Raw genomic sequence first — 13,579 nt, 5'->3', positions numbered from 1 at the left:
GGCGAAAGCGGTCCAACAGTTTGACGTCTTGATCAATTCCGGTGGAACGGACTGACGGATACTTTCGTATAATTTTTCACATCCGCAACAACTAGCAAAATTTCCCTCCCCTTTTTCTCATACACGAAAGCTGACCCCCACCTGTCAACTTGAGTCCATTGACGTTTCTTCAATTTCTCAAGATAGTAGTCAGCCACTTCCTCCGCGGAAGAAGACGCAACAACAAACTCCACCCGCTCATCCACCGAACGAATGTCACTCGCCTTTGGGTGCAGGGGAATATCGTCATACCCTGGGACCGTCTGTTGTTGCTGACACCCTGAAAAGAAAATCATGACAAGGAGCAAAACTAGCGGGATGCCTATACGCACTTCATCCCCTCCCATAGGATTCGTTGACGTGTCCCCGTTGCCAGGCGCCGTCATCCTACCTGTACGCCAACAACGGCGGAAAAGGGCAGTACCAATGCAAAGTGTGCCAATGCCGGTTCAACCACCGAAATCGGTTCAAAAAGCAAGCGGTCTTTCGCTGCCCGCACTGCAAAAAGACGCTGGAGAAAATCAAGGAACGCAAAGAATACAACATCTACAAGTGCAAGAACAACGACTGCCCGTTTTACCAGGCCAACCTTCGACGGATGACGAAGAAGGAGCGCCAACAGTTTCAACAGGATCCTCAAGCCTTCAAGGTGCGGTATTTGGTTCGAGAGTTTTGGTTTGACTTTCTCCCGGTGGCTCCATCATCGCCCGTCAAGCCGAAAGTCGATTGGTCCCGGCTGGCTGCGTCGCCGCACGTGTTGGGGCTGGTGTTGACGTACTACGTTAACTATGGGATGTCCTCCAGACAGACAGCCGGAATCATGAAGGATGTGCATGGCGTGTCGATCTCCCATCAGACGGTGCTCAACTATGCCAACAGCGTCGCGCTCTTGATGAAGCCCTTTGTCGACCGGTTCCCGTACGAGCTGTCCGGCTCGTTCTGTGGGGACGAGACGTATATTCGCGTGAAAGGGCGCTGGCATTACCTGTTCTTTATGTTTGACGCCGTCAAAAAGATCGTGCTGTCGTATCGCGTCTCCCCCAACCGGGACACGCTCTCGGCCATCCGGGCCTGTGATGACGTCCTGCGAAAACTGCCGTCCATCCCGGACGATTTGTCGTTCGTCGTCGACGGCAATCCCATTTACCTGCTGGCGCAGCACTTCTTTGCCCAGCACGGGATTCCGTTTGACGTCCGCCAGGTGATCGGGCTGACCAACGAAGATCCGGTCTCGGAAGAGTTTCGCCCTCTCAAGCAGATCATCGAGCGATTCAACCGGACGTTTAAAGGCAACTATCGGCCGACTCATGGGTTCGGTGCGGAAGAAGGCTCGGTGTCCTTTGTCACGCTGTTTGTGGCGTATTTCAACTTCCTGCGCCCGCATGGCGCGCTCGAAGGCCGGGTTCCCGTCGTCATCCCGGAGCTCGCCGATCTGCCGCATATGCCGGCCCGGTGGACGAAGCTGATCGCCATGGCCCAAGCGTTTCTCCTACAAGAGGCGGCCTGACTTTTTTGTCCTCCGGAGCCCGTTGAACAGAACTCCTGCCGGATTCGGCGAAGCGAACCCTTGACCAACCGAACACCGCCAAAGGTAAAATTCGGTCATGGCAAGGGCGGCTTTCCTATGCCCTCTTTTTTGTCCCCGTCGCCCTTGACGACTCTTTCTCACCTTTGGCGGGTGTTGGTCAAGGGCGAATCCGGCTCCCAGGATGCCTCGCGATGCTCCATGGGATGGCCTGTGTGGAGTTTTCATCAAACTTTTGACGCTACCCAAATATTTTCCTATTCAACCTCATTATACCTCCATTTTCTCTCTCTTTCACCGCCAACTTGTGTCGGAACCCCGCCATTTTTTTGTCGGATACCGACACGAAATGGCGGACTTCAAAAAGAAAACGCCCTCACCGATCTGATATTATCCCTCTAGTGTAGACAGTTGGGAAAATGCCCATACTGTCAGTAAAAACACTGGAGGGATTTGTTTATGTTCGAGACCAAGCAAACACCGAAAGGGAAGACCACTTATTCCGTGGAGTTTAAATGGAGGGCTGTCCAGATGTACATCGAGGAAGGATGGGGATATAAGCGGATATGCCAAGAGTTAGGGATTCCCTGCACGAAAACGATCAGACTTTGGGTAAAACGTTACCATGAACATGGTCGAAAAGGGCTCGAAGAACGGCGCGGGACATCCAGGTCTCCATTCAAGGGAAGGCCTCGAAAAAAAGAGTGCAGTTTAGAGGAAGAGAATCGAAGACTGAAAGCAGAGAATGATTATTTAAAAAAGTTACGAGAGCTGGCAAGGAGGTGAAACCGAAAGAGCGGTTCTCGATCATTCAGGAGTTATCCAACACCTATCCGATTGCCTGGCTATGTCAACTGGCCGGTGTGTCAAGAAGTGGATACTATCGATGGGTAAACCGGCAGGGAATCGTCACAGAGAAGCAAAAGGAAAATGAACAAATCAAACAAATGATCCTCGAATGCCATCAAAAGGTCAACGGGATCTATGGATACTACCGCGTGAAGGCATGGATAAAACGAAATGATGGGAAGACCGTGAATCATAAGCGAGTATACCGACTGATGAAAGAGTTGGGGGTTCAGGACAAAATCCGTCGAAAAAAGCCGAAGTATAAAGCGGGAAAGGAGAATATCGTAGCGTCGAACGTGTTAAACCGTGATTTTGTGGCCACTGCAGCCAACCAAAAATGGGTGACGGATATTACCTATGTGCCATTTCAAGGAACCTATTTGTATCTGTCTGTTATTAAAGATTTGTACAACAATGAAATCATTGCGTATCGCATCAGTCGTTCGAATGACTTAAAATTGGTAATCGAAACGGTCAAGGATGCCATCAAAAAACGGGATGCGCGAGGAGTCCTTCTCCATAGCGATCAAGGCTCCCAGTACACATCCCGCCAGTACCATCAACTGCTGAAGGCTCATCATATCATTCCTAGTATGTCCAGAAGAGGGAACTGTTTAGACAATGCCTGCATGGAAAATTTTTTCGGACATTTGAAATCGGAAATGATGGACCTTCCCACCTTTGAAACGGAAGAGGAAATGATCGAGGCGATCGATCAGTACATGTATTTTTATAATTACGAACGGTGCCAGAAAAAACTAGACTACCTCAGCCCAGTGGAATACCGAATTGCCCAAGCAGCCTAGCAGACGAACGGCTGAGAATGTCTCCTTCTTCAGCTTGCCAACGATGAAGTGGAATGAAGGAGACGTTGTCAAGTGCTTTCCTTGACAACGTTTCCTCATTCCACTATCCTAACAAGCAGCTGAAGAAGGTGGGTATTTTTCACACTGTCTACTTGACAGGGATATGTTCAATCCGATGAAGGCGTTCGCAACATATGAAACTTTGGAATGAACCCTAATTGTTTTGCTTTTTCCACGGCTTCCACCCTCGAAGATACATACAGATTTTAGGAACGTGCGGTAGATGTCACCCTACACTTCGCTGGCTCGCGTGATGTTTTTTTGCAATGTCTTTATTGCATGAACAAATTTGGCAACTTTCGTTAGGTTGTGCCGCTCCAGCCTGAGTGTGATCGTGGGCATGGCTTCGCCCCCTTTTCTTTTGAGATTCCACACTAAAGAGAAAAATGGCGGCTCGAAGCTATCCTCTTAAGGGATTGCCGAGCAACGCCGTCGTTCATCCCTCGATTGAAACCGTGGGCTTTCAGATGGCTTTTTCTGTGAATTTCAACAGGATTTCTAACATTCCTTCTTCCTTTCACAATGATGCCATAGAAAAAAGGCGTCCCATTGTTTCTGAGACACCTTTTTCCTTCAATATTGCCGGCTCACATCGACCGCATTGGCAAGCGGTTCGCCGGCTTCGATGCAGCGGAGCGTGTCCAGCATGCTGCGGGCGGCGTCCTCTGGCGATGTGAGCGCCGCGATATGCGGGGTGATGATGGCGTTTGGATGAGTCCATAGCGGCGAGTGCGGCGGAAGCGGCTCTTCTTCAAACACATCAAGCACCGCGAGGCGGACGTTTCGATTTTCGAGCGCGCCGACAAGCGCCGTCTCCTCGACCGTCGCACCGCGGCCGACGTTGATAAAGCCGGCGTTGTGCAGACAGGCAAAAAACGTCTCGTCAAAGAGATGATATGTTTCCTCGGTGAGCGGAAGAGCCGCGATCACCCAATCGGCGCGGGCAAGCGCTTCCCCCGCCTCTTCAGGGCGATAAACGGCCGAAAACGGCGGCGACGTCCGGCCGCTTCGCGATACGCCGACCGGGGAAACCCCAAACAGCCGAAGCGTTTCCGCAATGCGCCGGCCGATTTCGCCTGTCCCGTAAATGACAACCCGCTGTTCGCCAAGCCGCTTCGGAGCGATTGGCTTCCATTGCCGCTGCTCTTGATACCATGCATACACGTCATGGCACTGAACGTCGCGCAGCAAATAGCTCAAGCAATATTCGGCGATCTGCTCGCCGAACGAACCGACCGTCCGCGTCAACAGCACGTCCTTCTTCCATTCCCGCTTCCACAAAAACGCGTCAACGCCCGCGCCGAGGGAATGCACCCAGCGGAGCGAGGCAAGCGAAAACGGCCCGGCCGGCCGGAAGCCGACGTACGCATCCGCCCAGGCGAAATCATTGTCCGTCAATTCTTCTTCCGCAACAAAGCGAAACGCCTTATCGGGCCGCTTGTCCGGGAGAAGGGCGGCAAGCTCGGCATAAAGCCTTCCTGTCACAAGAATGCGTCGGATGTCCATGACGTCAAACCACCCCTCAACCGTTCAAATCAATGTACCTTCCTCACGCTCAGCTCTTTTATTCGTGATATAGCCGGCCGCCAATACCACGATTGTCACGCCGGCGGCAACCACATAAACGAACGGGCCGTAAGAAAGATGAAGCCAATGAAGCACCCCTTCATCCCCTGCGATCATCTTCCCGGCCGTCCACGCCAAAATGCCCGAGCCGACATACGCGATCCAACGGTGTTTCTCCATGACGCGCACGATCGCTTTGGAACCGAAAATCATGATCGGGATGCTGATGGCGACCCCAAGCGCCAACATGCCAAGATGCCCTTCGGCCGCACCGGCGACAGCAACGACATTGTCCAAGCTCATGACCGCATCGGCGACAACAATCGTCATGATGGCTTTCAACAACCGGTCTGCCGCTTGGACATGGGCCTCCTCCTCCCGGTCAACGAGCACTTTATAGGCGATCCACACAAGCAGCAGCCCTCCGGCGAAGTGAACGAACGGAATGTTGAGCAAAAAAACAATCACAGCCGCAAACAAAATGCGCAACAACACTGCCCCGGCCGTTCCCCAAAAAATCGCCTTGTTTTGCTGGTCTTTTGGCAGCCGCCGCGTCGCCATCGCGATGACAACCGCATTATCCCCCGACAAAATGATATCAATCGCAATAATTTTCCATAGCGCCAACAGCGCCGCGGCCGAAATCGTCAACAGCAGCCACCCTTTCCCCTTTTTTCTCTCTTTCTCATCTTACCGCAAATCCGAATGGGGGACAACTTTAGGAGGATGGCGAAAAATGACGGATTTCGCCGCATCCATTTCGTTTAGTTGGCAAAGAGGCGCCGATTTTCCCATATCCCCCGACCTTCGTCATCCTTTCGGGACTTCGCTAAAAAAGTGAAGGAAGCAAACCATCTTCCTTGACGGTTGCTTCCTTGCCCCGGCGGAATGCGCCGAAAAACGAAGTCTCATTCATTTTATACTTTTGTAACGCGCGGCATTTGCCAGCACGATCTGCCGCCATAGCATTCAAACTTTGCGAATGGTGAAAAACTTTCGCAACAACCACGGACCCGGCGCAAATCCTAACGTCAGCTGCCAAGCGCCGACACCGGCCAGCCCAAACTGGCGGGCTAACGTCAGTTTTGCCCCCATGCTTCGAACATCCTCAAACCAGACTTCATGAGTGTTGCCTAACTCGTCCGTATAGCGAAAAAACGGGGATTCATCCGCAAGCGAATATTGGACAGGCGTCTGGTAGCGCATCGCTGTCAAAATCGCCTCTTGGTTCGAACGCGCCGTCGCGAGTGTCCCGGGACGATAAGGGATTATCCAATCGTATCCATACAGCGGGAGACCGAGCAAAATTTTTTGTCTTGGTACACGTTCGACAGCAAACTGCACTGCGGCCCTCACCCCGCCGATTGGCGCCACCGGGCCGGGTTCACTCGCCAAATGGTGCCAGTCATACGCCATAATAAACATATAATCGACAACCGCGCCAATGCCGCCGTAATCGTATCCTCGCAACCACGGGATATTCTCGCTCGTTTTCGCCGGGACAGCGATCGTAACAACATATCCAGCCGGCTTGAGACGGTCGCGCAGCTGGCGCAAAAAGCCGGTAAACAAGTCGCGGTCTTCGCCGCGAATTTGTTCAAAATCGATATTCACTCCGCCATATCCTTTTTGCGATACTAAATAAAAAATGTTCTCCACAAGATTCGCCCTCGCCTCGGGATTGTTCAGCACCGCACCCGCAAGCGCCGGGCTGAACCCCTCCGCTGTCAAGTTCGTCACGGCAGCAAGCGGCGTCACCCGATTGCGCCACGCCTCCTCAATGGCGGCGGCATCGTTCAATTCGTTGACAATATCGCCGTTGGGGGCAAAATGGTACTCAAAAAGCGTTATATAGGACGAATATGGGGCAAAATCGCGGACAACCGCCCTATCGGCGCTCGGTTCACGGACGACGTAATACCCTAACGTTGTCGCCAAGTAGGAAGAAATATCAGGAATCGTGATCGTCATTCCCGGGCGCAGCGCATTTGGGTTCACTCCAGGATTGGCAGCCCGCAGCTGCTCTACGGTGACAAACGACCGCCGGGCGATCGCAGTCAGCGTGTCCCCAGGCTGCACCGTATACGTATAAAGCGGAAGCAAAAGCGCCTGCCCCGGGACGATATTCGCCGTCGTCAACCCATTCACAAGCTGAAGATTTTCGGCCGGATAGCCGTAGCGGCGGCCAATTGAAAACAACGTATCCCCCGGCCGGACGGTATGGCTAAACATGTGCATCCCTCCGTAGTTCGTGCGGCTAAAGGAATCCCAACCGGTACCACTATATGTTATGAATCGATGAATGCACATTGTCCCGCCGCGTTTGTCTTTTTTACTCCTTTATCCTACGGCCGGAGCAAGTCGCCCTGTTTTTCAACCAAGCGTCCGCCGCTTCTATGTCGGCGGAAAACATACGGTCGGCCGCGATCGACGGAACGAGGCGGCGCGCCTCTTGGTAAAATCGCCTTGTTGATGGCGCCATGCGCTCGATGCCGCGCCGTTCCACCGCCTGCAAAGCGCAAATGAGCTCAATCGCCAGCACCTTTCTTGCGTTTTGCACGATCATGTACGCATGGCGGGCGGCCGTCGTTCCCATGCTGACGTGGTCTTCCTGGTTGGCCGATGACGGGATCGAATCGACACTGGCCGGGTGGGCGAGCGTCTTGTTTTCCGATACGAGCGAAGCAGCGGCATATTGCATGATCATCGCTCCTGACTGCAAGCCGGGCTCCGGGCTTAAAAACGGCGGCAACCCTTCATTCAGCTGCGGATTGACGAGCCGTTCGATGCGGCGCTCACTGATGTTGGCCAGTTCCGCCGCCGCAATTTTCAGCAAATCCATGGCGAGCGCCACCGGCTGGCCGTGAAAGTTGCCGCCGGAGAGCACCGCCCCGTCGGCAAAAATGAGCGGATTGTCGGTCGCCGCATTCATTTCGATTTCCAACGTTTCGTTCACATAGCGAAGCGCCCTGAGCGACGCCCCGTGCACTTGCGGAATGCAGCGGATCGAGTACGCATCTTGCACGCGCCGCTCCCCTTGCCTTGTGGCAAGCTGGCTGCCGGCGAGGTAGCGGCGCATTCGTTCCGCCACCTCGGCCTGCTCCGGAAACCCGCGCGCTTCATGAATGCGCGCGTCAAATGCATCGATAATGCCGTACAGCGCTTCGATTGTCATCGACGCGATCCATTCGCTGTCATACGCAAGCTGTTGGGCTTCCAAGCAGGCGAGCGCCCCGACCGCTGTCATCGCCTGCGTGCCGTTAATAAGCGCCAACCCTTCTTTTTCTCGAAGGAAAAGCGGCGGGATCCCCGCCTGTGAAAGCGCTTGGGCGGCAGGCAGCCGCCGTCCTTGGTACATCACATCTCCTTCGCCGACCAACGCCAACGCCAAATGGGCAAGCGGCGCCAAATCGCCGCTCGCGCCGAGGGACCCTTGCTGCGGCACGATCGGGTGGATGCCGGCGTTCAAAAACGAGAGCAGCTGCTCAATGACCGCTGGACGCACGCCCGAATACCCTTTTAACAACGCGTTGGCCCGCAAGAGAAGCATCGCCCGCACCACCTCTTCGGCAAACAGCGCGCCGACCGCGCAGGCGTGCGAGCGGAGAAGATTCATTTGCAGCTGCTCGAGGCTGCTTCCATCAATGCGCACATCAGCGAGCTTGCCAAAACCCGTATTCACGCCATAAATCGTCCGGCCGCTGGCGATCGCCTCCTCTACAACGGCCCTGCTTTGCCGGACTCGCTGCATGCTCTCTTCAGCCGCCGCCACCGGCTCGAACTGATAGACGACGCGTCTCACTTCATCAAGCGTCAACGTCTGGCCTGTTAATACGACCATCTCTTCCATCCCCCTTCGGTCATGTTGGACAAACAAAAAGAGGCGGCCCGCCATATGGCGGCGTTCGCCTCCTCATCACTCCTTGCTCTAGGCATGGTTCCTATATATGGTTGATTCCGAGCCCGACCGCCTCATGCTCGAGCCCGCGCACCGGAGCGCCGATCGTTCCGTACAAGGCGACGGCAATCCATTCCCCTTCTTTCGGCTGTTCATACGGCATGCCGCGCACAACGGCGAAACGAAGGCCGGCGGTTCTCAATAAATCTCCCAACTGTACCTGTCCCCTCGTCACGCCATGCACTGCCTCTAAAATCGCATGGTATAAGGCGTGCATCTCACGGTACAAGCCACCGTCAACCACTCCATGCCGCTTCGCCGCCGTCTCGACCGCCGCGACGATTTTTTGCGGCTCCATCGCCCCGACCCGCCCTTGACAATAGCGCCATGAAAGCGCCTCAAGCTGGTTGAGGACCGGGCCTTCCTCCCCCTCGTCCAGCATCGCCAGCAGCAATGCCAACCGGCCGATGCGCGCTTGTCGTGTTTCCATTGCTTCTACACACCTATTGGTCTTTTTTTCTATTGTATGATGACAATGAAAGCGATGTCAATTATGAATTTCCATTTTTTAGTACATTAAAACATTAACAGGCTGAACGATCGCCCTTTATGCTTCTGGATCGAAAATAGTTAGAAACATCCGCCTCGTGGCGAGCTATGGGCGAATCCCTCTTCTTGTCTTAACATGATCAATCCCTGTTTCCATTTTTTTGATTATATGATATCATATAAATATCAAATCAACACTATTAGGGGGATAGGTATGAGAGAACAAGAAGCATGGCGCATGGATGGATTTATCGGCATCGGATGCATCGTCCTTTTCGTTATGGCTGGTTTTGTCGTCCTCATTCAAGTGCAGCTCTTATTGGCCGTTTTCTGCTTCGCCCTTGCCGCCCTCTTGGCGACTGGCATCACGATCGTTCAGCCGAATCAAGCGAAAGTGCTCACCTTTTTCGGCCGCTATTTCGGCACGATTCGCGACAGCGGGCTGTTTTTCACCGTACCGCTCACCGTTCGAAAGAAAGTATCGCTGCGCGTGCGAAACTTCACGAGCAACAAGTTGAAAGTGAACGATGTTCAAGGCAATCCAATTGAAATCGCCGCCGTCGTCGTCTTCCGCGTCGTTGATTCAGCCAAGGCGGTGTTTGACGTTGATGATTATGAACAATTTGTCGAGATTCAAAGCGAAGCGGCCATCCGCCATGTAGCGACGAAATATCCGTACGACACGTTTGAAGACGACAACGAGATTACGTTGCGCGGCAACGCTGATATTATTTCCGATGTTCTCGCTGCTGAACTGCAGGAACGATTGCGTGTCTCCGGAGTCGAGGTGATGGAAGCGCGCCTCACTCACTTGGCCTACTCGCCGGAAATCGCGGGTGCCATGTTGCAACGCCAACAAGCCGCCGCCATTTTGGCCGCCCGGAAAAAAATCGTCGAAGGCGCCGTCTCGATGGCGCAAATGGCGATTGAACAACTTGACAAAGAAAACATTTTAGAGTTAGATGATGAACGAAAGGCCGCAATGGTCAACAACTTGATGGTGGCGATCGTCTCCGAACGCGCCACCCAGCCGGTGATCAATACCGGCAGTCTATACTGATGGTTGTGGAGTGCGATGATAAAGAAAAAACAGTTCCCTTTGCGCATTGACTATGACCTGTACACCATACTAGAGCAATGGGCGCAAGACGAGTTCCGCAGCGTCAACGCCCAGATCGAGTATTTGCTGCGGGAGGCGGCGAAGCGGGCGGGACGGCTCGGGAAAGGAAAAACGGATCAACAACAAGGAAGCTAGCCGATGACGGCTGGCTTCTTTTGTTTTTCAGTCATGGGCATTTGTTACAGAAATATAATGATAGCAGAGCTCTTTTTCGAAAGGGGGACGACCTGATGGCCCACCCGCTGCCGCCGCTTGCCTTTTGGCAGCTCATCACGCCGCCGTTTCGCGCCGAGACAAACGTGCCGGCGGCATGGCTTCCTGTATACGCCGCCACTACGCCTGTGCCGCCCCCATTTTTGCCGTACCGTTCCGTCAGCTACACACCGTCGTATCCAACGTACCAGCAACTGCGGACCATCATCACCGCCGACCATTTATCATGGATAAGGGGATGACCGTATATGGCATGGGAGACGCCGCGCGAAGATATGAGCGTATATACGCAAGGCGAAATCGACAAATGGGTGTATTCCACTTGCGGCATTTGCTCAAACGGTTGCGGCTGCTACATCGCGGTGAAAGACAACCGCATCGTCGGCATTAAAGGCAATGTCCGCTATCCGGTCAACCGCGGCCGTCTTGGGCCGAAAGGGGAGAACCAATGGTGGGCGAACAACAGCCTGGACCGATTGACGCGGCCGCTCATCCGCAACCGAAGCGGGACGCTCGTGCCGGCGAGCTGGGATGATGCCCTTTCGCTGCTTGTTGACAAAACGAGGGAGCTGCTGTCTGCCCATGGGCCGGACAGCATCGCCGTTTACCATAGCGGCCAGCTGTATTTAGAAGAGTATTACACGATTTCAAAAATCACCCGCGCCGGCTTGCGCACCCACCATGTTGACGCCAACACAAGACTGTGCACGGCGACCGCCGAATGGTCGCTCATCCAAAGCTTCGGCGCCGACGGCCCTCCCGCCTGCCTTGACGATTTGGACATCACGGATGTGATCGTATTTATCGGCCGCAACTCGAACGAAACGAATACCGTCCTTTGGGAGCGGGTGCTCGATGCCCGCCGAAAACGCGGCACAAAACTCATTGAAATCGACCCGCGCCTTGACATCAGCCAAAAAATGGCCGATCTGTCGCTCCGGCCAAGAAGCGGCACGAACGTCGCCGTCTTAAACGGATTGATCCATTTGCTGATCGCCAACGGCTGGATCGACCGTGACTATATCCGCCGCTGCACGGTCGGGTACGAACAGCTGGAACAAACCGCCGCCCGCTATACGCCCGATGTTGTCGAACGGATCACCGGTGTGCCGGAGCGCGATTTGCGGACGTGCGCCGAGTGGATCGGCACGTCGAAAACGACGGTCACCGTGCTGCTGCAAGGTGTCTATCAAAGCATGGACGCCACGGCGGCCGCCTCGCTCGTCAATTCGATGCACTTAATCATGGGCAAAATCGGCAAGCCCGGATCGGGGCCGTTTCAACACGCCGGCCAGCCGAGTTCGATGTCCAACCGTGAAGTCGGCGGCGCTGGCTTTTACCCCGGATATCGGAACGATGAAAACCCGAAGCATTTGCAAGAGATCGCCGATCTGTGGAATGTCGATGTTGAAACGCTGCCGGTCGGCCCGCAGACACATGTGATGGAAATGCTTCGCCTCATCGAAGAAGGGCGCATTCAGCTGTTTTGGGTGATCGCCACCAATCCGGCCGTCTCGCTGCCGAACCGCCGGCGGGTGATCGAACTGTTAAAACGGGTGTTTCTTGTCGTTCAAGATCCGTTTTTCAACGAAACAGCCGAATTGGCGGATCTCGTCCTCCCGGTCGCTTTATGGGGCGAAAAGGAAGGCACGATGACGAATTTAGAGCGGCGCGTCAATGTGCTCCGCAAGGCGGTCGACCCGCCGTTCGGCTTGCCGTCCGATTTGGAGCTGCTGATTGAGTTTTCCCGGCGCATGGGCTTTCGCGACCGAAGCGGCCGGCCGCTCATTGCCTACCGGACGCCGGAGGAAGCGTTTCATGAGTGGCGCCTCGTCTCAAAAGGGCGCCCATGCGACATGTCCGGCATGACGTACGAAAAAATAGAACGGCTCGGCGGCATCCAATGGCCGTGCAACGAACAATCCCCGGAAGGAAAAAAACGGCTGTACACCGACAACGTGTTTCCGACCGGCGTCGATGAAGCGGAATCATACGGACGCGACATGCAGACAGGACGGGCGCGGACGCGTGAAGAGTTCGCCGCCATTGGCGCCAACGGGCGCGCCATTTTATACGGAATCGACTGGTCGCCGCCGCTTGAATGGCCGGACCGCGACTACCCGTTTTGGCTCAACACCGGACGCAACGTCTTTCATTGGCATACGCGCACGAAAACGGGGCGGGCTCCGCTCTTGCAAATGTCGGCGCCAAACGGATATGCCGAAATCCATCCGGATGATGCCGCCCGTTTGCAGATCCGCACGGGCGATTGGGTGCGCGTCTCAAGCCGGCGCGGGGAAGCGATCGTCCGCGCCCGCCTGACCGACTCAGTGCTGCCAGGGATGGTGTTTCTCCCGTTCCATTACGGCTCGCTGCTCGAGCAAGAAGCGGCGAACGAACTGACGCTTGATACATGGGATCAAGTGTCAAAGCAGCCGCATTTCAAAAACGGCGTTTGCAAAGTGGAAAAATGGCTTGGAAATGAGCGTGATGCCCATGTCTAACCCGTTGCGCAACATCGCCGAAGCGGTCAGTCAAATGCGTGAACCGCTGCGCGACCTAGATGCAGCGAACGAAGCGCTCAAACAAGAGCTGCGTCCGTACGTGCAAGATAAAGCGTCCACTTATCCGCTTTTCGCCCGGCTTGACGCCTTAGCGCACGAACTTGGCGTGCACACCGCCGCCCTGCTTGCCGACCCGCTTCAGCCCAGCCGGATGAAATACCATCTCAGCGTACTGTTCCGCGCCGCTGAAGCGATGACGGAAACGAATGAAATGTTAAAAGCGGCCGGCCGATTCCATCCGGACACGCCGCTTCAAGCGCTCACGCGTGCACTCGTCCGGCTCGTGCCGGCTGTCGCCGCCATCTACGGCCGCTATGAAAGCCTGTTTATCGTCCCGCCGCGCTTTCAACAGCTCAGCCGCCTTTGGCGCCATGCGGAAGGAGGATGAGC

The 13,579-nt window shown here is 54.8% G+C and carries 13 protein-coding genes and 1 pseudogene; 8 read left to right on the top strand and 6 right to left on the bottom strand.

From position 1 onward, the window contains the following. Positions 1–32 precede the first annotated feature (32 nt). Positions 33–371, bottom strand: coding sequence for a hypothetical protein (locus M493_RS02030; protein WP_020958611.1), 339 nt, complete (start codon positions 369–371; stop codon positions 33–35). A gap of 17 nt (positions 372–388) precedes the next feature. Here M493_RS02030 and M493_RS02025 point away from each other — a divergent pair. The 3 genes and pseudogenes from M493_RS02025 to M493_RS02015 all read left to right on the top strand — a co-directional run. After that, positions 389–1,546, top strand: a pseudogene (locus tag M493_RS02025) (DDE-type integrase/transposase/recombinase); the annotation flags it as partial. A gap of 477 nt (positions 1,547–2,023) precedes the next feature. Further along, a complete protein-coding gene (locus M493_RS02020; protein WP_020958609.1) occupies positions 2,024–2,350 on the top strand; it encodes a transposase in 327 nt (108 codons plus the stop codon). Further along, entirely contained in the window at positions 2,347–3,219 is an 873-nt protein-coding gene (locus M493_RS02015) for an IS3 family transposase (protein ID WP_020958608.1), read from the top strand. The genes M493_RS02020 and M493_RS02015 overlap by 4 nt, the downstream gene beginning before the upstream one ends. A gap of 633 nt (positions 3,220–3,852) precedes the next feature. Here M493_RS02015 and M493_RS02010 read toward each other — a convergent pair. From M493_RS02010 to hutP, 5 genes are all read right to left on the bottom strand, one after another. Continuing rightward, positions 3,853–4,785 carry a D-2-hydroxyacid dehydrogenase gene (locus M493_RS02010; RefSeq protein ID WP_020958606.1) on the bottom strand — a complete coding sequence of 311 codons (933 nt, stop codon included), beginning with the start codon at positions 4,783–4,785 and terminating at the stop codon, positions 3,853–3,855. Positions 4,786–4,809: 24 nt separating this feature from the next. Further along, positions 4,810–5,496 (bottom strand): TerC family protein, encoded by a 687-nt coding sequence (locus M493_RS02005; protein WP_020958605.1) that lies wholly within the window; start codon positions 5,494–5,496, stop codon positions 4,810–4,812. A 318-nt stretch (positions 5,497–5,814) separates the two neighbouring features. Further along, entirely contained in the window at positions 5,815–7,077 is a 1,263-nt protein-coding gene (locus M493_RS02000) for a glycoside hydrolase family 18 protein (protein WP_020958604.1), read from the bottom strand. 100 nt (positions 7,078–7,177) lie between these two features. After that, complete coding sequence (hutH, locus tag M493_RS01995; RefSeq protein WP_041267829.1) at positions 7,178–8,686, bottom strand: histidine ammonia-lyase; 1,509 nt, start codon at positions 8,684–8,686, stop codon at positions 7,178–7,180. A gap of 100 nt (positions 8,687–8,786) precedes the next feature. Next, complete coding sequence (gene hutP, locus M493_RS01990) at positions 8,787–9,233, bottom strand: hut operon transcriptional regulator HutP (protein ID WP_020958602.1); 447 nt, start codon at positions 9,231–9,233, stop codon at positions 8,787–8,789. A 273-nt stretch (positions 9,234–9,506) separates the two neighbouring features. On the opposite strand from hutP, the gene M493_RS01985 reads away from it, so the two are divergent. The 5 genes from M493_RS01985 to M493_RS01965 all read left to right on the top strand — a co-directional run bounded on the left by M493_RS01985 (position 9,507) and on the right by M493_RS01965 (position 13,577). Then, positions 9,507–10,352: an SPFH domain-containing protein gene (locus M493_RS01985; protein WP_020958601.1), complete on the top strand. Its 846-nt coding sequence runs from the start codon at positions 9,507–9,509 to the stop codon at positions 10,350–10,352. Between the two features lie 15 nt (positions 10,353–10,367). Continuing rightward, positions 10,368–10,547, top strand: coding sequence for a hypothetical protein (locus M493_RS01980; protein ID WP_020958600.1), 180 nt, complete (start codon positions 10,368–10,370; stop codon positions 10,545–10,547). 95 nt (positions 10,548–10,642) lie between these two features. After that, complete coding sequence (locus M493_RS01975) at positions 10,643–10,867, top strand: hypothetical protein (protein ID WP_020958598.1); 225 nt, start codon at positions 10,643–10,645, stop codon at positions 10,865–10,867. Between the two features lie 6 nt (positions 10,868–10,873). Next, positions 10,874–13,129 (top strand): molybdopterin oxidoreductase family protein, encoded by a 2,256-nt coding sequence (locus M493_RS01970; RefSeq protein WP_020958597.1) that lies wholly within the window; start codon positions 10,874–10,876, stop codon positions 13,127–13,129. Next, positions 13,122–13,577 (top strand): hypothetical protein, encoded by a 456-nt coding sequence (locus tag M493_RS01965; protein WP_020958596.1) that lies wholly within the window; start codon positions 13,122–13,124, stop codon positions 13,575–13,577. Before M493_RS01970 ends, M493_RS01965 begins: the two co-directional genes overlap by 8 nt. Positions 13,578–13,579 lie beyond the last annotated feature (2 nt).

The sequence above is a fragment of the Geobacillus genomosp. 3 genome (genome assembly GCF_000445995.2).
Classification (GTDB): domain Bacteria; phylum Bacillota; class Bacilli; order Bacillales; family Anoxybacillaceae; genus Geobacillus.
The sequence above is the reverse complement of the archived record's forward strand: the minus strand, read 5'-3'. Positions and strand labels throughout refer to the sequence as shown.